Source organism: Williamsia herbipolensis (assembly GCF_036153515.1).
GTDB lineage: Bacteria > Actinomycetota > Actinomycetes > Mycobacteriales > Mycobacteriaceae > Williamsia_A > Williamsia_A herbipolensis.
Genome location: NZ_CP108021.1, coordinates 652,447 through 675,429, shown reverse-complemented (window position 1 = coordinate 675,429; position 22,983 = coordinate 652,447). Strand labels below are relative to the sequence as shown.

16 protein-coding genes are annotated in these 22,983 nt (G+C 69.3%); 9 read left to right on the top strand and 7 right to left on the bottom strand.

The window, feature by feature from the left end:
- Positions 1 to 14 precede the first annotated feature (14 nt).
- Genes recC through recD form a run of 3 tightly spaced genes read left to right on the top strand, consistent with a single transcriptional unit; the run spans position 15 to position 8,577 of the window.
- Complete coding sequence (gene recC / locus OG579_RS03055) at positions 15 to 3,341, top strand: exodeoxyribonuclease V subunit gamma (RefSeq protein WP_328858042.1); 3,327 nt, start codon at positions 15 to 17, stop codon at positions 3,339 to 3,341.
- Positions 3,338 to 6,700: a UvrD-helicase domain-containing protein gene (locus OG579_RS03050; RefSeq protein WP_328858041.1), complete on the top strand. Its 3,363-nt coding sequence runs from the start codon at positions 3,338 to 3,340 to the stop codon at positions 6,698 to 6,700. Before recC ends, OG579_RS03050 begins: the two co-directional genes overlap by 4 nt.
- A complete protein-coding gene (gene recD, locus OG579_RS03045; protein ID WP_328859139.1) occupies positions 6,700 to 8,577 on the top strand; it encodes an exodeoxyribonuclease V subunit alpha in 1,878 nt (625 codons plus the stop codon). Before OG579_RS03050 ends, recD begins: the two co-directional genes overlap by 1 nt.
- A gap of 29 nt (positions 8,578 to 8,606) precedes the next feature.
- Here recD and OG579_RS03040 read toward each other — a convergent pair whose 3' ends face one another.
- Together OG579_RS03040 and OG579_RS03035 are read right to left on the bottom strand one after the other, a co-directional pair.
- Entirely contained in the window at positions 8,607 to 9,374 is a 768-nt protein-coding gene (locus OG579_RS03040) for a PIG-L family deacetylase (protein WP_328858040.1), read from the bottom strand.
- 40 nt (positions 9,375 to 9,414) lie between these two features.
- Complete coding sequence (locus tag OG579_RS03035) at positions 9,415 to 10,821, bottom strand: glutamate decarboxylase (RefSeq protein WP_328858039.1); 1,407 nt, start codon at positions 10,819 to 10,821, stop codon at positions 9,415 to 9,417.
- Positions 10,822 to 10,914: 93 nt separating this feature from the next.
- Between OG579_RS03035 and htpG the strand changes: the two genes are divergently transcribed.
- The 4 genes from htpG (at position 10,915) to OG579_RS03015 (ending at position 16,040) form a co-directional block, all read left to right on the top strand.
- Positions 10,915 to 12,888: a molecular chaperone HtpG gene (gene htpG, locus OG579_RS03030; protein ID WP_328858038.1), complete on the top strand. Its 1,974-nt coding sequence runs from the start codon at positions 10,915 to 10,917 to the stop codon at positions 12,886 to 12,888.
- 81 nt (positions 12,889 to 12,969) lie between these two features.
- A complete protein-coding gene (locus tag OG579_RS03025; protein WP_328858037.1) occupies positions 12,970 to 14,298 on the top strand; it encodes an ammonium transporter in 1,329 nt (442 codons plus the stop codon).
- Between the two features lie 334 nt (positions 14,299 to 14,632).
- Positions 14,633 to 15,325 (top strand): MspA family porin, encoded by a 693-nt coding sequence (locus OG579_RS03020; RefSeq protein WP_328858036.1) that lies wholly within the window; start codon positions 14,633 to 14,635, stop codon positions 15,323 to 15,325.
- Between the two features lie 40 nt (positions 15,326 to 15,365).
- Positions 15,366 to 16,040, top strand: coding sequence for an MspA family porin (locus tag OG579_RS03015; protein ID WP_328858035.1), 675 nt, complete (start codon positions 15,366 to 15,368; stop codon positions 16,038 to 16,040).
- A gap of 82 nt (positions 16,041 to 16,122) precedes the next feature.
- Here the strand turns inward: OG579_RS03015 and OG579_RS03010 are convergent, their stop codons facing one another.
- Complete coding sequence (locus OG579_RS03010) at positions 16,123 to 17,163, bottom strand: YncE family protein (RefSeq protein ID WP_328858034.1); 1,041 nt, start codon at positions 17,161 to 17,163, stop codon at positions 16,123 to 16,125.
- An 86-nt stretch (positions 17,164 to 17,249) separates the two neighbouring features.
- Between OG579_RS03010 and OG579_RS03005 the strand changes: the two genes are divergently transcribed.
- Positions 17,250 to 17,678, top strand: a complete 429-nt coding sequence (locus OG579_RS03005; protein WP_328858033.1) for a VOC family protein — start codon at positions 17,250 to 17,252, stop codon at positions 17,676 to 17,678.
- 27 nt (positions 17,679 to 17,705) lie between these two features.
- Here the strand turns inward: OG579_RS03005 and OG579_RS03000 are convergent, their stop codons facing one another.
- Positions 17,706 to 18,674: an AMP-binding protein gene (locus tag OG579_RS03000; protein WP_328858032.1), complete on the bottom strand. Its 969-nt coding sequence runs from the start codon at positions 18,672 to 18,674 to the stop codon at positions 17,706 to 17,708.
- A gap of 254 nt (positions 18,675 to 18,928) precedes the next feature.
- Between OG579_RS03000 and OG579_RS02995 the strand changes: the two genes are divergently transcribed.
- On the top strand, positions 18,929 to 20,068 hold the full coding sequence (locus OG579_RS02995) for an acyl-CoA dehydrogenase family protein (RefSeq protein ID WP_045822860.1): 1,140 nt from the start codon (positions 18,929 to 18,931) through the stop codon (positions 20,066 to 20,068).
- Positions 20,069 to 20,085: 17 nt separating this feature from the next.
- Here the strand turns inward: OG579_RS02995 and OG579_RS02990 are convergent, their stop codons facing one another.
- The 3 genes from OG579_RS02990 to OG579_RS02980 are packed head-to-tail and all read right to left on the bottom strand — an operon-like array spanning position 20,086 to position 22,954.
- The gene (locus OG579_RS02990; RefSeq protein ID WP_328858031.1) at positions 20,086 to 20,946 is read right to left on the bottom strand and encodes an alpha/beta fold hydrolase; all 861 of its coding nucleotides are present in this window, start codon (positions 20,944 to 20,946) and stop codon (positions 20,086 to 20,088) included.
- Positions 20,943 to 22,076 (bottom strand): FAD-dependent oxidoreductase, encoded by a 1,134-nt coding sequence (locus OG579_RS02985; RefSeq protein ID WP_328858030.1) that lies wholly within the window; start codon positions 22,074 to 22,076, stop codon positions 20,943 to 20,945. Before OG579_RS02985 ends, OG579_RS02990 begins: the two co-directional genes overlap by 4 nt.
- Positions 22,073 to 22,954 (bottom strand): DUF1295 domain-containing protein, encoded by an 882-nt coding sequence (locus OG579_RS02980; protein WP_045822857.1) that lies wholly within the window; start codon positions 22,952 to 22,954, stop codon positions 22,073 to 22,075. Before OG579_RS02980 ends, OG579_RS02985 begins: the two co-directional genes overlap by 4 nt.
- Positions 22,955 to 22,983: the final 29 nt, after the last annotated feature.

Genomic DNA, 22,983 nt, shown 5'->3' with positions numbered 1-22,983 from the left:
AGTCGGATCCGCCGATGTTGACGGCGCACCGGGCCGAGCGCACCGATGTGTTGGCGTCGGCGCTGGCCGACATCCTCGCCGAGCCGCTCGCCGATCCGTTCACACCGGAGATCGTGGCGGTGCCCGCCAAGGGTGTGGAACGGTGGCTGGCGCAGACCCTCTCGGCACGTCTGGGTACCTCCGCGGGCCCCCTCTCACGGGCGGACACGACCGGCGTCGCCGACGGGATCGCGGCGAACATCGATTTCGCGTCGCCCGCCGAACTCACCGAGCGGATCCTGGCCGCGGTGCGGGGGCACCGTCGTCGCGACGACCCGTGGTCGGCGGCCCGGGTGCAGTGGATGATGGTCGACGTCCTCGACGCCTGCTCCTCCGACCCCGCCTGCGCGGTCCTGGCCCGTCATCTCGGCGTGGCGGGGGCCCGTCCGGATCCGCACCGCGTGGGACGTCGGTGGTCGACGGCCACCGATCTCGCCCGACTCTTCGCCTCGTACGCGGCGGCGCGGCCCGACATGATCGCGGACTGGGCCGCCGGTGACGACACCGACGGTCACGGACAGGCCCTACCCGACGACATGCGATGGCAGGTCGTCGTGTGGCGCGCGTTGCGCGACCGCATCGGGTCGCCGAGCCCGGCCGAACTGCTGCCGGCGCTGTGTGAGCGGATCGCGGCCGCCCCCGACGCCCTCGAGCTCCCGCCGCGGTTGTCGCTGTTCGGTCCGACCCGCCTGACCACCGAACAGATCCGGGTCCTGCGCGCGGTCGCCGCACACCGGGACGTCCACCTGTTCCTCCCACACCCCAGTGATCGCCTCTGGTCGTCACCCCCGGAATCGGCCGAGGTGGTCCGCCGCCGCGATCTGCCCCGCGCCGGGGTGTCGAATCCGTTGCTGGCCGGGCTGTCCCGTGAGATCCGCGAGACGCGACTGCGCCTGGCACCCCACCTGGACCGCGATCTGCATCACCCCGATCCCGACGGTCCCGCACGCGCGGGTGCGCCCGCACCCGGGACCACGGTGCTCGCTCGGTTGCAACGCGCCATCCGCGACGACAGCGCCCCGGCCGACATCGTGGTCGGGCCGACCGACGACTCGGTGTCGGTGCACGCCTGCCACGGCCCGGCGCGGCAGGTCGAGGTGATGCGGGACGTCCTTGCCCGGATCTTCTGTGAGACAACTGATCTGGAGCCACGTGACGTGATCGTCATGTGTCCCGACATCGAGGCATATGCGCCGCTGATCCGCGCCTCCTTCGGCCGCGACGGCAGCGGTCATCCCGCCCACGGCCTCCGGGTGCGGCTCGCGGACCGGAGCATGGCCGCCACCAACACCGTCCTCGACGCGGTGGTCGCCGTCGTGGCGTTCGCCGGCGGACGCGCCACCTCCGGAGAGATCCTCGACCTCGCGGCGCGTGAACCGGTCCGCACGCGATTCGGCTTCGACGACGACGACCTCGAGACGATCGCGGAGTGGATGTCCGAGGCCGGCGTGCGGTGGGGAATCGACGACGCCCAGCGCGCGGCCTTCGGTCTGCGCGGGTACGAACAGAACACGATGTCGGCGGGCCTGGACCGGATCGCCCTCGGCGTGGTGGCCGACGAGTCGTCGATCGGGTGGATTCATCGGGCACTGCCGTTGAGCGGTATCGACAGTGCCGACATCGATCTCGTGGGCCGCTTCGCGGAGTTCGTCGACCGACTCGACCGTTGTCTCACCGCCATGTCGGGTGGTCACACCGTGGAGGAGTGGGGGACCGCACTGCTCGCGGTGATCGACGACCTCACCGACGTCCGCCGGGCGGACACCTGGCAGCGCGCGCAGGCCGTCGACGTCGTCGGAGCCGCCCTCGAACACGGCGATCCCGCCACCGTGCTCCGCCGCACCGACGTGGTCGCGCTCCTCGACGACGTCGTCGCCGCACGGCCCACCCGCGCGAACTTCCGCACCGGTGAGCTCACCGTCTGCACGATGGTCCCGATGCGGGCGGTGCCGCACCGCGTCGTCGTCCTCATCGGACTCGACGACGACACCTACCCGCGGGCCACCCGTGACGACGGTGACGACATCACCCGCCGCGATCCCTGTGTGGGCGAACGTGATCTACGTAGCGAGGATCGGCAGCTGCTGCTGGACACCATCATGTCCGCCCGTGATCGTCTGGTCATCTGCTACAGCGGTGCCGACCCGGTCTCGGGGCTGCGCCGTCCCCCGTCGGTGCCGGTGAGCGAGATCGTCGACGCCGTCGCCGCGATCGTCGGCACCGACGATCCGACCTCGGTGGTGCACCGTCACCCGCTACACGCCTTCGACCCGGCGAATTTCGCGGAGATCGACCCGTTCTCGTTCGACGTCGCGGCACTCGCCGGTGCACGAGCCCTCACACGGACACCGAACCATCGCATCGCGTTCGACCGCCGTCCGCTCACCCCCGTCCCGCCCGACGACATCGACATCGCCGACCTCGTCGCGTTCTTCGACCACCCGGTGCGCGGGTTCTGTCGCCAACGTCTGGGTTTCGTCGTCCCCGACACCGACGACGTCCCGGCCGACCAGCTCGACGCGGCCCTCGATCCCCTGGACCGCTGGGGTATCGGTGACCGCCTCCTGCGCCGCCGTCTGTCCGGCGAGTCCATCGAGGCGCTCCGCGCCACCGAGCTGCGCCGTGGGACGCTGCCGCCGTTCGAGCTCGGTCAGGTCGCGTTGGCCGGCGTGCTCGACGACGTCGAGCGACTCGCCGCGGCCGCGCAACCGATGCTCGATCGGCCCGTCGAGACCGTCGACGTCGACGTCCCCCTCGCCGACGGTCGCCGACTCGTCGGCAGCATCGGTGGCGTTCACTCCGCCCCGAGCGGGGCGACGGTGTTCCGTGCGCACTACTCCCGCCTCGGGTCCAAACATCGGCTCCAGAACTGGATCTCGCTGCTCGCCGTCGCCGCCACGCGGGGCGGCGCGGCCGAGGCGGTCGCCATCGGGCGCGCCGGGCGCGGGTCACGACTCGCACGATCGACGCTGGAGGCGCCGCCGGACCCGGTGGCACCGTTGCAGGCGCTGGTCACCCTGCGCGACACGGGGTTGACGCAACCGCTACCGCTGCCCGCCAGTGCGGCGGCGGTGTACGCCGACCGCCGGTACGCCGGCAGCGACCACGCGGACGGGATCGAGGCCGCCCGCAAGGACTTCGGCGACAAGTACGGCGACGTGCACGACCGCCATCTGGGTCTGGTGTTCGCCGGTGGATTCGACGAGATCCTCGCCGCGGCCGAGCCCGTCGGCTTCGCGATGGCCGCGGCCACGATATGGCGACCGCTGCTCACCGCCGAGAGAATCGACACCCCGCGATGACACCCCGCGCCCGCACCATCGTCGCGGCCACGTTCGACGTCACCGCCCCACCGCCCTCGGGCACCACCGTGCTCGAGGCGAGTGCCGGCACCGGCAAGACCTACGCCATCGTGGCGTTGGCCGCGCGGTACATCGCCGACGGTGTCGACATCGACCGCCTGCTGCTGGTCACCTTCTCGCGGATGGCCACCGCCGAACTGCGCGAGCGCACCCGGACCCGCTTGACGACCCTGGCCGCGGGGCTCGCCGACCCGGATGCGTCCGGCGACGATGCGCTCGTACAGGTGTTGGCCGCCGCGGAACCCGAGGTCGTCGCCCTGCGACGTCGGCGCGTGGTGGCCGCGCTGTCGGATTTCGACGCCTCCACGGTGAGCACCACCCACACCTTCTGTTCGCGCATGCTCGACGCCCTGGGCATCGCCGGGGAACGCGACCACGGCATCACGCTGGTCGAGGAGGTCGACGAACTCGTCACCGAGGTCGCCCGGGACGTCTACATCAAGAGGTTCAGCGGGGGCCACGCCCCGTTCTCCTTCACCGATGCCGACGAGATCGCCCGCGCGGGGGTCCGCCACCAGCAGGCGACCCTGGTGCCCCGCGACGCCGCGGAGAACTCCGCGGCCGCGGCACGGGTCGACTTCGTGGCCACGGTGCGCCGCGAGGTCGCTCGACGCAAGCGGATCATGCGGATCCGTGACTACGACGAACTGCAGTCACTGCTGCGCGACGTGGTCGCCGACCCCGAACACGGCGCGGCCGCACGAGCCCGCGTCCGCCAGTTCTTCGATGTCGTGCTCGTCGACGAGTTCCAGGACACCGACCCGGTGCAGTGGGACATCCTGCGCCTGTGTTTCCACGGCTCCGCCGACCTCGTGCTCGTGGGCGACCCGAAGCAGTCGATCTACGCGTTCCGTGGGGCCGAGGTCCTCAGCTATCTCGATGCCGCGGTCGTCGCCGACAATCATCAGGTCCTCGGGACCAACTGGCGAAGCGACGCGGGACTCGTCACCGCCCTCGATCATCTCTACGGCGAGGCGGCGCTGGGCCATCCCGACATCGTCGTGCGACCGGTGGACGCCTCGCACACCACCTCGCGCCTGTCGGGTCGCACACCCCTGCGCCTGCGATATCTGTCGCGCACCGGCCTCGGACCCCTGGGCGACAACGGATTCCCCACCGTCGCGGCCGTGCGCGGCGCGGTGATCGACGACGTCGCCGCCGACATCGCCCGGTTGCTCGGCGACCCGCCGCACCTCGACGACGCCGACGGCGGGCGTCCGCTGCGACCGTCGGACATCGTCATCCTGCTGCGCACCCGTGCCACGATCGCACCGATGCAACGGGCGCTCCGCGACGTGGGTGTCGCCTCGGTGGTCGGCGCCGGATCGAGTGTCTTCGCCACCGACTCCGCGCGCGACTGGTTCCACGTCCTCCGCGCCCTCGAACAACCCACCCGATCCGATCGCGCGGCGCTCGCCGCGATCACACCGCTGATCGGGCGCAGCCCCGTCGACCTCGACACCCCGGACGGCGATGTCGCCGCCGATGTCGGTGACCTGTTGGTCGACCTCGCACAGACCCTGTCACGTGCGGGTTTCGCGGCGATGTTCGATCAGCTCGCCGAGCGCACCGATCTCGCGGGTCGCATCCTCTCCGCCGTCGACGGCGAGCGGATCATGACCGACCTCGTGCACCTCGCCTCGCTGTGCAACCGGGTGATGGTGGGGGAGTCGCGCGGTGTCACCGGGCTGCTGCACTGGTTCGCCGATCGCCTCGACGACCCCACGATCGGCGACCAGACCGAGCAGAGCCGCCGTCTCGACCGCGACGCCCAGGCGGTGTCGATCATGACCGTCCACGGCAGCAAGGGGCTCGAGTTCCCGGTGGTGTACGTGCCTTTCGGTTGGGATTCGGCGCGCAACCCGTCGCCGTCGACGGTGCATCTCCACGACGCCGACGGTCGACGGATCCTCGACGTGGGCGGCAAGAACGACCCCGGCTTCGACACGAACGTGCGCGCGGCACAGACCGAGGACGCCGGTGAGGAACTGCGCCTGTTCTACGTGTCGGTGACACGCGCCCGATCGCAGGTGGTGCTGTGGTGGGCACCGGCCACCACAGCACGTCGATCGCCGCTGCACCGACTGTTGTTCGCGCGCAACGCCTCCGCGGCGACGACGAACGCACCCGACCCCGCCGTCTCGGCGAACGTCCCCGCCGATGCGACCGCGGCGACGGCACTGCAGGAGTGGGGACGACCGATGGGCGAGTTGATCTCGGTCGAACACGTCGACGGGACGTCACCGGCGCCCGTGCTCGCCCCCGATGACCCGCAGGGCCGCCTCGATCTGCGGGCGGCGACCTTCGACGCGGTGATCGACGACGACTGGCGCCGCACCTCCTATTCGGCGCTGGTCGCAGACCACCATCTCGAGGTCATCGCAGCCGGTGCCCCCACTCCCGACGACGGCGTCGGTCCGGGCGCGGCGGAGCCGGAGGCCGCGGGAACGGTCGACGAGCCGGAGGAGGTCACAGCCACCTCGGGCGGCGGGGGCGCGCCGTCGCTCATGAACACCTTGCCCGCGGGCGCGGCGTTCGGCACCGTGGTGCACGCCGTCCTGGAGGAGATCGACACCGACGCAGATGATCTCACCGCCGAGATCGCCGACCGGTGCCGTCGGGCGTCCGCGGTGTCCGGGCTCGACATGAACGCCGACGTACTCGCCACCGCGATCACCGGAGTGCTCACGACGCCCCTGGGAATCCAGCATCCCACCGATGCGCCGACCGCCGACGATCTCGCCGGCCTCGGGATGCCGAATCGATTGTCGGAACTGGACTTCGAGTTCCCCCTCGCCGCCGCCGGCGGACCCACCGTCGCGGCGATCGCCGACCTCCTCGAGAGGCATCTGCCCCCCGGTGACCCGCTGCGGGCCTACCCCGACCACCTCCGGGACATCGGCGGCTCCACCCTCCGCGGCTTCCTCACCGGCAGCATCGATCTCGTGGCCCGCATCGGCGCCGGATCGGGGCACGAGCGATACGTCATCGCCGATTACAAGACCAACCGACTCGGTCTGGGCGACCTCGGGGTCGAGGACTACCGGCCCGAGGCGATGGCACAGGAGATGATCCGCTCGCACTACCCGCTGCAGGCCCTGCTGTACTCGGTGGCACTGCACCGCTACCTGCGGTGGCGGCTCGCCGACTACGACCCGCGCCGGCACCTCGGTCCGGTCTGCTACCTGTTCGTACGCGCCATGATCGGCCCCGACACCCCACCGGGGTGCGGGGTGTTCACCTGGGATCTGCCGCCGGTCGTGGTGACCGAACTCTCCGACGTGTTGGCGGGTCGGTGATGGGGACCGACGCGCGTATCGCCGCCCGCGCGCAGGGGCTGCTGGCCACCTTCAACACCGCCGGTGTGCTCGGGGTCGCCGACGTCCACGTCGCCTCCCGGCTGGCCGCGACCACCGGCGTCGAGATCGATCCCGACGTGCTGCTGGCGACCGCGCTCACCGTGCGTGCGGTGCGAGCCGGCTCGGTGTGCATCGACCTGGCCCGCCTGCGCGACATCCCGCCCGACTCCGAGACCCCCGGCGGCCGTGACCCCGTCGGCGCTGAGACGGCCGATCTGGACGCGCTGCCCTGGCCCGACCCGACCACACTCGTCGAGAAGGTGCGCAGGAGTCCGCTGAACGGCTCCACCACGGCGTCGCCTCTGCAACCCCTGCGGTGCGCGACCACCGACGACGGCGTGGATCTGCTCTACCTCGACCGCTACTTCCGGCAGGAGCAGCGGGTGCGCGACGTGCTGGCCGCCCGCGCGCAGGTCGCGCCGACGGTCGATCTCGTCACCGTGACCGCGCATCTCGACGAGCTGTTCCCCGCGACGTCCGGGGGAGACACCGGAATCGACCGACAGCGGTTGGCCGCGGCGGTCGCCGCGACCCGACCGACGACGGTCCTCGCGGGTGGCCCCGGCACCGGCAAGACCCACACCGCTGCGCGGATCATCGCGCTGTTGTCGACGCTCCACGGCCCCGGCATCCGGATCGGGCTCTGTGCACCGACCGGGCGGGCGGCCGCATCGCTGCAGGAGGCCGTCGTCGCGCAGTCGGCCGATCTCGATCTCCCCGAGGTGACGGCGGTGACCCTGCATCGGCTCCTCGGCTCCACGCGGCGCGGCAGCGGCCGCTTCCGGCACGACGCAGGCAACCGTCTCCCACACGACGTCGTGATCGTCGACGAGGCGTCGATGGTCTCGCTGACGATGATGTTCCACCTCCTCGACGCCCTGCGGCCGCAGACCCGACTGATCCTCATCGGCGACCCCGATCAGCTCGCCTCGGTCGACGCCGGGGCGGTGCTCGCCGACCTGGTGCACCGGAGACACGACACTCCTCTGGACGGACCGTTGGCCGGCATCGTCGACGCCGTCGCGACCGGCGACGAGCCGGACACCGCAGATCGCGCAGCGATCGCCGACGGGGTCATCTCGCTACGCCGGCGTCGACGTTTCGGCGCCGACATCGGGCGACTCGCCGACGCCGTCCGCGACGGCGATGCCGACACCGCACTCGACCTGCTCGCCGCGGGATCGGCGTCGGTGACCCTGGTGTCGCCCGACGACCTCGATCCGGTCCGGTCCGACGTGGTCGCGTGGGTCTCGGCGATGTCCACCGCCGCGATCGACGGCGACGCCGACGCCGCTCTCGCCGCACTCGCGAGCCACCGGGTTCTCTGCGCGCACCGGGAGGGACCGGCCGGGGTGGCGGTGTGGGCGCGACTGGTGACCGCGTGGTCGGCGACGGCGGGTTCGGCCGGGCCCGACCGCCTCTGGTACCCCGGACGTCCGGTGCTGCTCACCGAGACCGACCACCGTGCGCAGCTCTACAACGGCGACACCGGCGTGGTCGTCAGCGAGGCGGATCGCCTGATGGTGGCGTTCGCTCGGGGCAGCCTCACGCGGCTGGTCCACCCGCAACGCCTGCGCGGGGTGATGTCGGCCCACGCGATGACGATCCATCGCAGCCAGGGCAGCCAGTATCGGTCGGTGTCGGTGGTGGTGCCGCCCGCGGAATCGGCGCTGCTCACCCGCGAGCTGCTCTACACCGCGATCACGAGGGCCACCGATCGCGTCGTCCTCATCGGCACCCCGGACGGCCTGCGCGCCGGGATCGAACGGAAAGTGCTGCGCGCCAGCGGCCTCCGGTCCTCCCTCACGCAGACGTGATCGCGGGGCCGTGACCTACGGGGAGGTGATCAGGAGGCCGCGAGATCGATCCCGCCGTCGGCGAGGTCCCGACGCAGGAACCACTCGGTCCCCAACAACGCGGTGCGTTGCTCCACATCGAGGGTGACGAGCACCTTCAACGCCGTGCTGCGCTCGACCTCCGAGGCGTGGGCGTTGATCGCCTCCCACTTGCGGTCGAGCCACGGCGTCACGTCGATGCGGGTGTCGATGAGGTGGTCGGGGGTTCCGGGTGCGGCCGCGTTGTCGGTGGCCGGGGCGGCGCCGTTCACGCGCAGCCCGATGGCCTTCATCAGGGCGGTCGGAACGGTCGAGAAATACAGTGACGACACCTGCCACGCCGCCCCGAGTTCGGGGTGGACCGGACCGCAGGCGGCGGCCTCGACCGCCGCGACCGCGAGTCGGTGGGCATGGATGTGATCGGGGTGCCCGTAGATGCCGAACGCGTCGTAGGTGACGACGACCTGGGGGCGGCGACGGCGGATCTCGGCGACGATCTGGGTGACCGCTTCGTCGAACGAGCAGTCACACAACCGCGGTCGCCCGGGCGCGGAATCGGGGAACTTGTCGTCGGCCCAGCCGAGCATCACCGGTTCGGCCGCTCCGAGGGCGCCCAGGGCCGTCACCAGTTCGGCGTGCCGGTGTGTACCGGGCGACCAGGTGCAGGTGATGACCGAGGTCGGTGCCCCTGCGGCGACGGATCGGGCGATGACGCCGCCGGTCCACAGCGACTCGTCGTCGGGATGGGCGTGGACGAACATGACACTGGGATACGGCACGGGCCTCCAACCACTGTCGACGTTGTGTGGCCCAGCGTAGTCAGTGCGCGAAATGCTGCCGTCGGGGCAGCTCGCCGGTGGCCCGCACCTGGGTGAGGCCGGCGACGGCGGTGCGGAGGTTGTCGGCGAGGTGACGGGCCATGTCGGCCGAGAACCCCTCGCGGACGACGATGCGCAGCACGGCGACGTCGGTGGCGTCGTCGGGCATCGTGTAGGCGGGCACCTGCCAGCCGAACGCGGCGAGGGCGCGGGACACGTCGAACACGGTGAAGTCGTGGTCGCCGGTCATCTCGAACGCGATCACCGGTATCGCGCTGCCGTCGGTCACCACCGAGAACTCGTCCATCGAGTCGATCTCGTGGGCGAGCCACTGTGCCGTCTCCGACAGACACGCCATGATCGACCGGTACCCGGCGAATCCGAGGCGCAGGAAGTTGTAGTACTGGCCGATGACCTGGTTGCCCGGGCGCGAGAAGTTGAGGGTGAACGTGGGCATGTCACCACCGAGGTAGTTCACGTGGAAGACGAGGTCGTCGGGCAGATCCTCCGGCGTGCGCCACACCGCGAACCCGATCCCGGGGTAGGTGAGCCCGTACTTGTGGCCGCTCGCGTTGATGGATTTGACGCGGGGGAGACGGAAGTCCCATTCGAGGTCGGGGTCGAGGAACGGCACGACGAATCCGCCGCTGGCCGCGTCGACGTGCACCGGGACGTCGGGTCCGCCCCCGTCGGCCAACGCGTCGAGTACGGCGACGATCTCGGCCACCGGCTCGAGCTCACCGGTGAAGGTGGTGCCGAGGATCGCGACGACACCGATGGTGTTCTCGTCGACGGCCTCGGTCACCTGCTCGGGCGTGATCACGTACCGGCCGCGTTCCACCGGCAGGTACTTCGCCTCGACGTCGAAGTAGCGGCAGAACTTCTCCCACACCACCTGCACGTTCGATCCCAGGACCAGGTTGGGGGTCCCGCTGCCGGTGCCCCGGGCGCGCCAGCGCCACTTCAGTGCCAGTCCGGCGAGCATCACCGCCTCACTCGAACCGATGGTGCTGACACCGACGGCACTCGACGGGTCGGCGGGGTCGAGATCGGGCGCGTTGAACAGGTCGGCGACCATCGACACGCATCGCGACTCGATCGCCGATGTCGCCGGGTACTCGTCTTTGTCGATCATGTTCTTGTCGAAGGTCTCGGCCATCAGCCGTTCGGCCTGCGGATCCATCCACGTCGTGACGAACGTGGCGAGGTTCATCCGCGACGCCCCGTCGAACATCATCTCGTCGTGGATGAACCGGTAGGCGGCGTCGGGATCCATCGACTCCTCGGGCATCCGGAGTGCCGGTACCCGTTGCATCGACAGGCGTCCGGTGTAGGCGGGGGCCAGGTGGGTGTCGACGGGTGTTCCCGCGGCGGGGTGGCGGTGTGACGGTTCGTTGGTGTCGGCCATGAGACCGGCTTACACCACGCGCGCAGGGCATCCGGGTCGTTCCAGGTCGATTCGAACCAATCGCCGAAATCGCGCCTCGCTAGAATCGCCGCCATGAGCACACCTGTCGAAGAACGTGAATTCCAGGCCGAGACGCGCCAGCTGCTCGACCTGATGGTCCACTCCGTCTACTCCAACAAGGACAGCTTCCTGCGCGAGTTGGTGTCGAATGCCTCCGACGCCCTCGACAAGCTTCGTCTGCAGGCGTTCCAGGACAAGGACCTCGAGGTCGACACCTCGGATCTGCACATCACCATCGAGCGCGACACCGAGGCGCGCACACTCACCATCCGCGACAACGGCATCGGCATGTCGCGCGACGACGTCGTCGGACTCATCGGCACCCTCGCGCGGTCGGGAACGGCCGAGCTGCGCAAGAAGCTCGCCGATGCGCAGGACTCGGCGGCTTCGGTCGACCTCATCGGCCAGTTCGGCATCGGCTTCTACTCGACGTTCATGGTCGCCGACACCGTCACGCTGCTGACCCGCAAGGCGGGCGAGTCCGAGGGCACGCGGTGGCGCTCGACGGGTGAGGGCACCTACACGATCGAGACCGTCCCCGACGCCCCCCAGGGCACGTCGGTCATCCTCGAACTCAAGCCCACCGACACCGACGACCACCTCTACGACTACACGTCGGAATCGAAGATCCGGGAACTGGTGAAGCGGTATTCCGACTTCATCGCCTGGCCGATCCGGATGGACGTCGAACGCACCGAGAAGGTCGAACCCGAGGGGTCCGACGACACCGACGACACCGCCGAGCCGACCGAGCGGACCGTCGTCACCACAGAGACGCTCAACTCGATGAAGGCGCTGTGGGCGCGGTCGAAGGACGAGGTGACCGACGAGGAGTACACCGAGTTCTACCGTCACGTCAGCCACGGCTGGGACGAGCCGCTCGAGACCATCTCGCTCAAGGCCGAGGGCACGTTCGAATACCAGGCGCTGCTGTTCATCCCGTCCCAGGCGCCGTTCGATCTGTTCATGCGCGAACGTGCGGGAGGCATCCACCTGTACGTGAAGCGGGTGTTCATCATGGACGACTGCGAAGAGCTCATGCCGGAGTACCTCCGCTTCGTCAAGGGTGTCGTCGACGCGGCCGACCTGTCGCTGAACGTCTCCCGCGAGATCCTGCAGCAGGACCGGCAGATCCGGGCGATCCGTCGCCGACTCACCAAGAAGGTGCTGTCGACCATCTCCGACATCAAGTCCTCGCGGCCGGACGACTACGACACCCTGTGGGCCGAGTTCGGTCGCGCGCTCAAGGAGGGCCTGCTTTCCGATCAGGACAATCGCGATGCGCTGCTGAAGATCTCGTCGTTCGCCTCGACCAACGATCCCGAGAAGCTCACCGGGCTCGAGGATTATGTGTCGCGGATGAAGTCCGGCCAGTCCGAGATCTACTACATCACCGGCGAGACCCGCCAGGCGATGGAGAACTCGCCGCACATGGAGGCGTTCCGCGCCAAGGGCATCGAGGTGCTCCTCCTCGGCGATCCGGTCGACGAGATGTGGGTCGGATCCATCCCCGAGTTCGACGGTAAGCCGCTCCGGTCGATCGCCAAGGGCGAGGTCGATCTCGACGACGACGCGGGGAAGTCCGAGGACGAGAAGAAGGAAGCCGAGGCGGAGAAAGCCGAGCGCGACAAGGCGTTCGCCGATCTGACGGCCTGGCTGACCACGACGCTCGACGAGAACGTCAAGGAGACGCGGTTGTCGACCCGGCTCACCGATTCGCCCGCATGTCTGGTCGGTGACACGTTCAGCTTCTCGCCGCAGATGGAGAAGCTCTACCGTGCCTCCGGCCAGATCCTGCCGCCCAGCAAACGCATCCTCGAGCTCAACCCCGACCACCCACTGGTCGTGGCGCTGCAGCAGGCGCGGGCGGAGAAGGGTGACGACCAGTCCCTCGTCGACACCGCACACCTGCTGTACGGGATGGCCGTCATCGCCGAGGGCAGCGAACTGACCGACCCGGCGAAGTTCGCGAAACTGCTCGCCGATCGGTTGGCGCAGACGGTGTGAACGGCGGGTGACGGCGCGCTGCTAACTTTGCTCTCGCCCCGAATCGAGTGGTCGAGGGTCGAGTAGCCGAAGGAGCTCCACGTGTCGTACCCGATCGTCGGTACCCCGGACGCGGCCAACACCGCGTGGGTCATGGTCAGTGCGGCCCTGGTGCTGGTGATGACCCCCGCGCTGGCGTTCTTCTACGGCGGCATGGTGCGCGCCAAGAGCGTGCTGAACATGATGATGATGTGCATGTCGGCCGTCGGGGTCGTCTGGGTGCTGTGGTTGCTCTTCGGGTACTCGATGGCCTTCGGCGACGACATCGGCGGGGTCATCGGTGACCCCACCCAGTTCGCCGGGTTGGACGGGCTCTTCGGCGGCAACTACTCCGCGGGCGACCCGGCCGGGGCGTCGATCCCGCTGGTGGGAACGATCCCCGCGCTGGTGTTCGTCATGTTCCAGGCCGGCTTCGCGATGGTGACCGTGGCGCTGATCGCCGGCGCGGTGGCCGACCGCATGAAGTTCCTGGCCTGGTTGGCCTTCGCCGCGCTCTGGGCCACGTTGGTCTACTTCCCGGTGGCGCACTGGGTGTTCGCGATCGACGGCCTGGCCGCGGAATCGGGTGGATGGATCGCCAATCGACTGGGCGCCATCGACTTCGCGGGCGGCACTGCGGTGGAGGTGAACTCGGGTGCGTCGGCACTGGTGCTGGCGCTCATCGTCGGTAAACGTCGGGGGTGGCCGCGCGACCCCATGCGGCCGCACAACCTGCCCGCGGTCATGCTCGGCGCCGGACTGCTGTGGTTGGGCTGGTTCGGTTTCAACGCCGGTTCGGCCCTCGCCGCCGACGGGACCGCCGCCATGGCCCTGGTGAACACCCTCGGCGCCGGTGCGGTGTCACTGCTGAGCTGGCTGGTGGTCGAGCGCATCCGGCACGGGAAGCCGACCTCCTTCGGCGCCGCCTCGGGTGTCGTCGCCGGACTGGTCGCGATCACCCCGTCGTGCGCGTCGGTGACGCCGATCGGTGCCATCGCGATCGGTATCGTCGCCGGAGCCGTCAGCTCCCTGGCGATCGAACTCAAATACCGCCTCGGATACGACGATTCGCTCGACGTCGTCGGTGTCCACCTCGTGGCGGGCATCGTGGGCACCGTGATGATCGGCCTCGTCGCCAGCAGTGCCGCACCGGCCGGCGTCGACGGCCTCTTCTACGGCGGCGGTCTCGACCAGTTGTGGCGACAGATCGTGGCGGTGCTCGCGGTCGGCGCGTACGCCATGGTCGTCACCGCCCTCATCGCGCTGGCCCTGAAGAAGACCATCGGTGTGCGGGCCGAACCGCAGGACGAACTCGACGGCATCGACGATGCCGAACACGCCGAGACCGCCTACGACCTGGCGGCGTCGCGCGGCGGGCGTCTCGACATCTAGACGCGCGTTCTGGCCCGAACCCCACCGTCGCGAGTCGGTGGCTGTGACGTTGTCCAGCCAACGGCGGATGAACGGCGGTGGACCGTTCTGTGCCCGAAATCATTAGCGACACTTGAGATTACGGTTTGACCGTTTCTGTGACCAGATCTGGTGGGCATTCACGTCCGCGGCGCTGTCATGTCATCGAAACCCGGGAGTGTGTTCACCGGATGTTCGCCTGACTCGATCAGGCTTCACCCCGATCGACGTCGCCGCGTGGTGTCGTCAATCCAGTCATGTCAGACGCAGATGTCCCGAGCGCGCTCGGGGTCCTGATCGCCCGAAAGAGGAACAGATGAGCAAGAACTCCACCGCGTTGCGGCGAGCTGCATCGCTGGGGACCATGGCCGTGGTCGGTGCCACCGCTGTCGGCCTGGTGTCGCAGGGCGCCGCCAACGCCGACACCTTCCAGAAGCTCCCCAACGGAGCTGCACGCGGCGACAATCTGCTGATCACCCGCAGCGGTGAGTCGGTCCAGGTCTCGCCGTCGCTGGCGGCCAACGGTGCCGGCCGCAACGCCTGGGTCTCCGCCGACATCACCCTGTACGCCCCGAAGCTCAAGGCCAAGAAGGCGGGCCCCAACCGCGGACCCGCGGGCGAGACCGCGCTCCCCGGCACCAACGGTGTCGAGACCAACGGCGCCTCGGCGACCCTGTCGGCCGGCTACATCGTCGGATGCCAGGTCGGCATCGGCAGCCTCACCCTCGGTGGCGGTGCCAACCTCGGTGGTATCGGCGGCGCCGCACCCACCCTCGGTCTGAACGGCTCGTTCGCGCTGCCGCTGGTCCCCGGCCAGGTGCAGTTCGTGCTCCTCAACTACAAGAACATCGAGAAGGCCGGTACCTACTACCTGTCCTACGACCGTGCGCAGCTGCAGGTCCAGGGCTGCGGCGGCTACGCCCAGGCCCGCTCGTACTCGGTGGTCGAGACCACCGGTGACGATCACCAGAAGGTGACCCTGTACGGCAAGCCCTTCTCCATCGGCTGACCTGACCTCCATGACACGCACTCAGACACAAAGGGATTCGATGAACACCTCCAGCAAGTCCTCCCGGCGGGCGGTCGGCGTCGCCGGCACCAGCGCCGTCATCGCGGTCGCGGCCGCGCTGCTCTCGCAGGGCACCGCCAACGCGGACGTCTTCCTCAAGCTGCCGTCGCAGACCGACGTGCAGACGCTGCCCGACGGCACCAAGGTGACCATCGTGCGCACCAACGAGAACGCGGTCATCGCGCCCTCGCTCGGCGGTACCCCGTTGCACCGCGCCGCGCAGGTGTCGGCCAAGTACACCGTCACCACCAGCAAGAAGGCGAAGATCCGCATCGCCGCCGGGTACATCGTCGGATGCCAGGTCTCGATCACCGGCGCCAACAGCGGCACGACGGGCACCTCGTCGCAGAACACCGTCACCAGCGCGGCGACACAGGGCGCCGGTGCCACCCAGACGCTGTCCCTCGGCCCCGGCCAGGCGGCGGTGTACTACGTGAACAACGTCGAGAAGGCTGACGACTTCGGCAGCCAGCAGCAGACGCAGAACGTCGACTACGAGACCACCAAGGCCTCGAACAGCTACACCAACGAGCAGCTGCAGCTCACCGGGTGCGCCGGCTACGCACAGGCACGGTCGTACGCGACCATCCGCATCCGCACGTCGAACGTCGACAAGCAGATCTCCACCTACGGACGGCCCTTCAGCATCGGCTGATCTGCCTCCATCGCAGTCTGACGACGACACCCCCGTCACCGGAACACGGTGGCGGGGGTGTCGTGGTTCGCCGACGAGGACGTCAGCGGGGGAGCAGGTCTGCCGGGATCAGTTGCAGTGAACTGGCCGCACCCGGTGCGCTGCCGGTGACCGCCACGATCCCGGTGACCGGGTCCATCGCCACCGAGTTCGGTTGCTGCACCGTCGGGACATCCCCACGGATACGGGGTTTCGACGGATCCGACATGTCGACGAGACGGAGGGTGTTCGTGGACCCCAGCGTCACGAGCAGTGTCTTGGTGCGGTCGTCGTAGCTGAGCCCGTACGGCTTGCCCGGTGCGTCGATACGCGCCACGTCGACCACCTGAGGCGTGATCCGTTCGACGAGGACGGCCCCGCCGTCGGTGTCGGCGAACGCGACGAGTCCGCCGCTGAGAGCATGCGCATGTGTCAGACGGGTGCCGATCTTCTTCTGGGCGACCTCGGTCATCGTGGTGCCGTCGTAGACGAAGACACCGTTGCCCTGGACGTCGGCCATGGCGGCGTAGCGCCCGACAGCCGCGACACCACCGGGTTGCGGGGGACCGGCGGGGAGCGACTTCACCACCTTCCCGTCCCGCAGGAACAGCGCGCCGCCCCCGTGCTCGTTCGTACCGACCAGTGTTCCGTCGGAGGTGCGGACCGCATCGTGCGGCAGGTCGCCCACGCCGGTGGCGATCGGGCCGAAGGTGCCGTCGAAGGACATCTCGGTCACGGTGTTGCTCGTCTCCAGCGGCACGATGACCGGCCCGTTCGGCCCGGCGAGTTCGAGATGCCTTGGTGCGCCCCGGGTCTCGATGGTGCGGATGACGCGCCCCGCCCGGACGTCGACGAGGGTGAGGCCGTCGGGTCGCCGCACACCCACCGCCGCGATCCCCGCGGTACCGATGACGACGCCCTCGGGCTCGTTGCCCACCTCGATGGTCGTGCCGATCGGCGGGGTCGTCGGCGCGGGGGCCACCGCGGGTTCGGCGGCCACCGGCGTGCTCGACGGAGCGGCCCGATCGGTGGTGGTGTCCGACCCGCACGCGGCGATCAGGACGACGGATACGGCTGCGGTGGCGGCTAGTACGACTGACCTCATCGCTTCAGTGTGCACGCGTAGTGTCGTGAGCGGAACGTGCACACATGGCAATGCGGCGATATCGCCGCAGGAGAAGGGGAATCAGAATGCCGATCGCCGCCACCGACTACAACCACGTACGGCTGACCGTCCGCGACATCGCCGTCTCGCGGAAGTTCTACGACGACGTGTTCGGTTTCGACGTCGCCTTCGAGGTACCCGACGGCGCCGACGAGCAGACCCGGGAGCAACTGGCGTTCCTGTACGGCGGTGTGATCTACCAGTTCGGTGGCGGCCTGTTGGGTCTACGTCCCGTCGCACCCGTTGACGACTCGTTCACCGAGGATCGATCCGGCCTCGACCACCTGAGCTTCACCGTCGAGTCGCTCTCGGACCTGAATGACGCCAGCGCCCATCTCGACTCGCTCGGCATCGACCACGAGCCGATCAAAGATCTCGGCGACGCCGGTATCGCGATCCTCGAGTTCCGCGACCCCGACAACATCGCCCTCGAGCTCTCCGCGCCGAACTCCTGAGCCGGCTGATCGCCGCGGGCGATCCGCTCAGCAGGCCACGCCGATGAGTGGTGGGCCGTGACCGGCCTCCACATCGGTGGGTAGTCCGCGGGTGACGTCGACCAGTTCGGTGCCCCGCTCCCGCCAGGCCCGGACGAGTCCGTCGTCGGGGTGATCGACGCAGAGGATCCGACGCGGACCGAACCACCCCCGTGATGACCATCGAGCGCAGGTGGTCATCGCGTGCAGGGTGTTCGCCCGTAGGGCCGTGACCGCGGCTCGGCTGTCGACGACGTCGTCGAGCACGCCGGGCACCGTCCGCGAGTCGGTGATCAGCAGATGGGCCCCGCGCGAGAGTGCGGCGGCCGCCAGCCATCCCGACCACGGGTGGGTGTGCGCATGAGTGGCCACGGCGACGGTGTCCTCGTCGTCGATCTCGAGCAGTGATGCCAATTCGGCGATGTTCCCCGCGACCGTGGCGTGGTCGAAGGCGACCGGCGCAGCCCCGGTCGGATGTGCCGGCATGAGCACTCCCGGATCGCCGGGTAGCGGGCGGCGCGGTGGTGTGTCGCGGGTGCCCGTCGCCAGGAACGCCTCGTAGTCGAGTGGCTCGCACAGGGCATCCGGGATCCGTCCCGATGTCAACACGATCTGTCGGCGGCTCAGTGGGCCGATGTGATCGTGGTGCAGGGGATCGACGACCACCATGATCATCGAGGTGTCCTCGGCCACCGACGCGGTCATGGCCGGGGGCATGGCGGGGTCGAGCGGGACGTGGTCGGCGCCGAGCGCCAGCGACGCGTAGAACGTCTCGACGGCGTGCGGTGTCGTAGGGCCCAGATACGCGACGCGGTCGCCGGTTCGGACGCCCACCTGGGCGAAAGCGGTGCGCAAGGCGGCGACGCGCTCGACCAGTTCGGTGTAGGTCGTGGTGGTCCCCGACGCGCTGATGGCGACCGATCGAGGCCGCCCCCGCGGCCCCACCGGCACCCATGGAACATCATTAGACGTGATCACGTCCGTCTCCCTCCCCCGATGGATGACGTATTCACTGCACTCGAGGGTGGCAGACGTTGAGGCGGATTGCGAGGGCGTGACCCACAGCCTGTCGACCGTCGCCTGACGGCCCGCGATCGAGGTGGCGGCCGCGTCGCTCCTGCTCATGGTGCACGTCGGCGAGCTCCCATCACGGCGCGTTGTCAACGCGTGGACGTCCGTGATGTGATCGGGTCAACCGAAACGTAGGCGCACTTATGGGCCGAGGAGGCGCTGTGACCGTCGATCGTCTGTTGCCGTCGGATGAGGCACGTGAGCTGATCGGGCTGACGCGTGACATCGCCGGCCGCGTGCTCGACCCCATCGTCGACGAGCACGAGCGCCAGGAGAAGTACCCCGACGGCGTGTTCGCCACGCTCGGCGAGGCGGGTCTGCTCAGCCTGCCCTATCCCGAGGAATGGGGTGGGGGTGGTCAGCCGTACGAGGTCTACCTGCAGGTACTCGAGGAACTCGCCATCTCCTGGGCGGCGGTCGCGGTCGCCACCAGCGTGCACGGACTGGCCTCGTTCCCGCTCAGCGTCTACGGCACCGAGGAGCAGAAACAGCGGTGGCTGTCGGAGATGCTCAGCGGACGCACGATCGGCGCCTACAGCCTGTCGGAGGCGCAGGCGGGGTCGGATGCGGCGGCGCTGGCGTGCAAGGCGACCGCACGCGGCGACGACTACGTGATCAACGGGGCCAAGGCGTGGATCACCCACGGCGGGGTCGCCGACTTCTACAACCTGTTCGCGCGCACCGGCGAGGGATCCAAAGGCGTGACGTGCTTCCTCGTCGCGAAGGACACGCCCGGATTGTCCTTCGGTAAGCCCGAGGAGAAACTCGGGCTGCACGCGATCCCCACCACCGCCGCCTTCTACGACAACGCCACCGTCGAGGGCTCGCGACGGATCGGGGAGGAGGGGCAGGGGTTGCCGATCGCGTTCAGTGCGCTCGACTCCGGCCGCCTCGGTATCGCCGCGATCGCGGTGGGCATCGCGCAGGCCGCGCTCGACGACGCCGTCGACTACGCGCAGGAGCGCAGCGCGTTCGGTCGCAAGATCATCGACCATCAGGGCCTCGGTTTCCTGCTCGCCGACATGGCCGCCGCCGTGGATTCCGCGCGGGCGACCTATCTCGATGCCGCGCGCCGCCGCGACGCGGGTCTGCCGTACTCGCGCAATGCATCGGTCGCCAAACTCGTCGCGACCGACGCGGCGATGAAGGTGACCACCGACGCGGTGCAGGTGTTCGGCGGGTACGGCTACACACGGGACTACCGGGTGGAGCGCTACATGCGTGACGCGAAGATCACCCAGATCTTCGAGGGCACCAACCAGATCCAACGTCTGGTGATCAGTCGGTCCCTCGCCCGCTGAGCCACCTCGGGCGACCGTCAGGTCGGCGGGGTGTGCGGTCCCGCGGCGTGTCGGATGATCGCCTGTGCGAGTTTCTCGGGCCTCTCGTCGGGGATCCAGTGACTGACCCCGGTGAAGGCTAGGAAGTCGAAACCGCCGGCGGCGTTGCGCGACGTCGCCTCCACCGTGGCCCGGCGGATCGCGATGTCGCCGTCGCTCCACACCTGGAGGACCGGCACGGTGGTGGTGGCCGGGGCGGCCTCGCGGGACAGGATGAAACCGCGGTACCAGTTGATGCCTCCGTGGCGCACTCCCGGCGCGGCCGCGGCGCGGGCGTCGCGGTCGGCGAGTTCGGGTGTCTGACCGGACCGGATCAGGAACCGCGCCATCATGTTCCGCCGGGCGAGCAACAGTTCGGGAAGCACAGGGAGCTGGAAGACGAGCATGTACCACGAGCTCAGGATCTGTCGGCTGTGTGACAGCGCCCGGGCGAACGTGGCGGGATGCGGCACCGACACCGCCGTGAGCGTGTGCAGCAGATCGGCTCGCCGACAGGCGACGGTCCAGGCGAGCGCTGCGCCCCAGTCGTGACCGACGAGGTGCACCGGCGCGCCGACGTCGGCGATGATCGCCTCGACGTCGGCGGTCAGGATGTGCGGTCGGTAGGACAGTCGCGAGCGCGGTGTCGCACCGACTGCCGCCCCTCGCAGGGACGGCACGACGGTGCGGTAGCCGGCGGTGTGCAGGAACGGCACGACTGCATCCCAACTGCGTGTGTTCTGCGGCCACCCGTGGAGCAACACGATCGGTGCGCCGTCGGCGGGTCCGCTGTACTCGACCGGCAGGACGACGTCCCCGGTCGCGACATCGCGGACCGTCACGCCCGGTGGCGGGGTCACGACGGCTGCCCTGACGACCGAGGGGTGTCGCGAACGCCTCCGTAGATGCCGCGACGCACGACGAGCGGTTGCAGCACCCGATCGGTGGACCAGCGCGGGATGCGGGTGGCCCGCCCGTTCGGCGCGAAGACCTGGAGGCCGTCGGGCTGGACGCCGAGCACCGAACCCCACCGCCGTCGCCGCGGGTGGTAGCTGTGCGGGCGGCGACCGTTCAGCACGCTCATCACGTTGCGCGCGACGAGTTTGTCGGCCCGGTTGCGGGCCGATCCGCGCAACGGATCGCTCGCCGCCACGTCACCGACGGCGAAGACAGCGGGATGTTCGGGGAGTTGTAGGTACCGGTTGACGCGGACGAAACCGTCGACGTCGAGGACCTCGGACGGCAGCCATCCGGAGTTCGGTCGTACCCGACCGATGGCCCAGATGATCGCGTCGGCCGTCGAGGTGGCCTGTTCGGTCTGCCAGCGCACCGCACCGGAGGTGATCCGGTCGCAGTGGAAGTCGTGTGGGACCACCGCCCGATGCCCGGGGTGGAGGGTGACCCCCGCGTCGAGCAGACGTCGACGCACCGTCTTCCAGGTGCGCGGATGGTGCTGGGGGAGCGCACGATCACCGGGGAAGTAGAGGTCGACACGTTTCTCGGGCCACCGCAGGGCGATGTTCGCTGCGGTGCTCACGGCCGCGGCGCCGCCGCCGACGACCATCACCCGCGCCGAGCGGGCGACGCGGTCGTGGTGCGACGCGATGTCGGCGGCGACCTCGTCGGTGGACTGCAGCGCGGGCGACCGCCAGAACCCGTTGGTGACGCCTGTCGAGATCACCAGTGCATCAAAGGCTTCGGTGACGGATTCCCCGTCCTCGACCCAGGTGACGGTCTTCGCGTCGAGGTCGGTGGCGGTGAGCGACGCGTGCACGGTGCGCACGGTGTCCAGTCCCCGGTACTGCCCGAAGTCGAGCCAATAGTTGCGCGACCACTCCTCCGGTCGACCCAGTCGCGAACCCAGTTCCTGCCCGCTGACCAGGCCGGGTTTCGACGAGACGCCGACGACGTCGGCGTGCTTGGCGAGGTGGATCGCAGTCAGGAGCCCGCTGTCGCCCAGACCGGCGACGATCACCTTCGGGGCGTTCACGCATGCACCTTCCGCGGCGGACGCGGGACGAATCGCGACACCCGTTCGACGACATCGGAATACGAGGCACGGCTCTCGAGGCTGCGAGCCTCCATCATCGGGATGCTCGCGCCCAGGAACATCGCGAGCATCGCGATCGCGCCGACGAACAACCACCACGCATCGCCGGGTGACACCGCGACGCCGAACAGGGCCAGCGCGAACCAGAAACTGAACTCGCCGAAGTAGTTCGGGTGCCGCGACCACGCCCACAGGCCACGGTCCATCGTCTGTCCGGGCTGCTTCGTCGCCATGAATCGCCGCAACTGCTCGTCGGCGACGTATTCGAGCGCGACGGCACCGAGACCGACCACGGTCGCGACGAGAGCGAGCCAGCCGACGGCGTCGCCGGGACGGGTCACCGCCACGTAGACCGGCAGCATCCCCAGGAACACCTGACCCGTGGGGATCAGGTGGATCGCGACGAGATCCACGACGAACTCCCAGCGTCCGGCTCCCTCGCGGAGATTCCCGTAGCGCCAGTCCTCGTGGTGCAGACCGGGGAAGCCGCGCGCCCAGTTCACGGTGAGGCGCACCGCCCACACCATCACGACGACGGTCACCAGCCACGCGACCAGGCTGTCGGCCCCGACGTCTCCGCGCGCCCACCAGAAGATCGTCAACAGCGGCGGGATCACGCTCCAGAACGCGTCGTAAAAACTGGAGTTCCCGTAAAACCGGCTGAACGCGAAGATGACCAGGGTCGCGAGGACGTCGGCGACGAGTGCGTCGAGCCAGAGGTGATCAGTACGCGGTCCGAACACGACCCACAGCAGTGCGACGACGACGGCGAGTGTGTACGCGACGCCGACTCTGAGGAACGATCCTGTTCTGCTCACGGTCTCCGATGGTGCCAGTTCGACCCCGA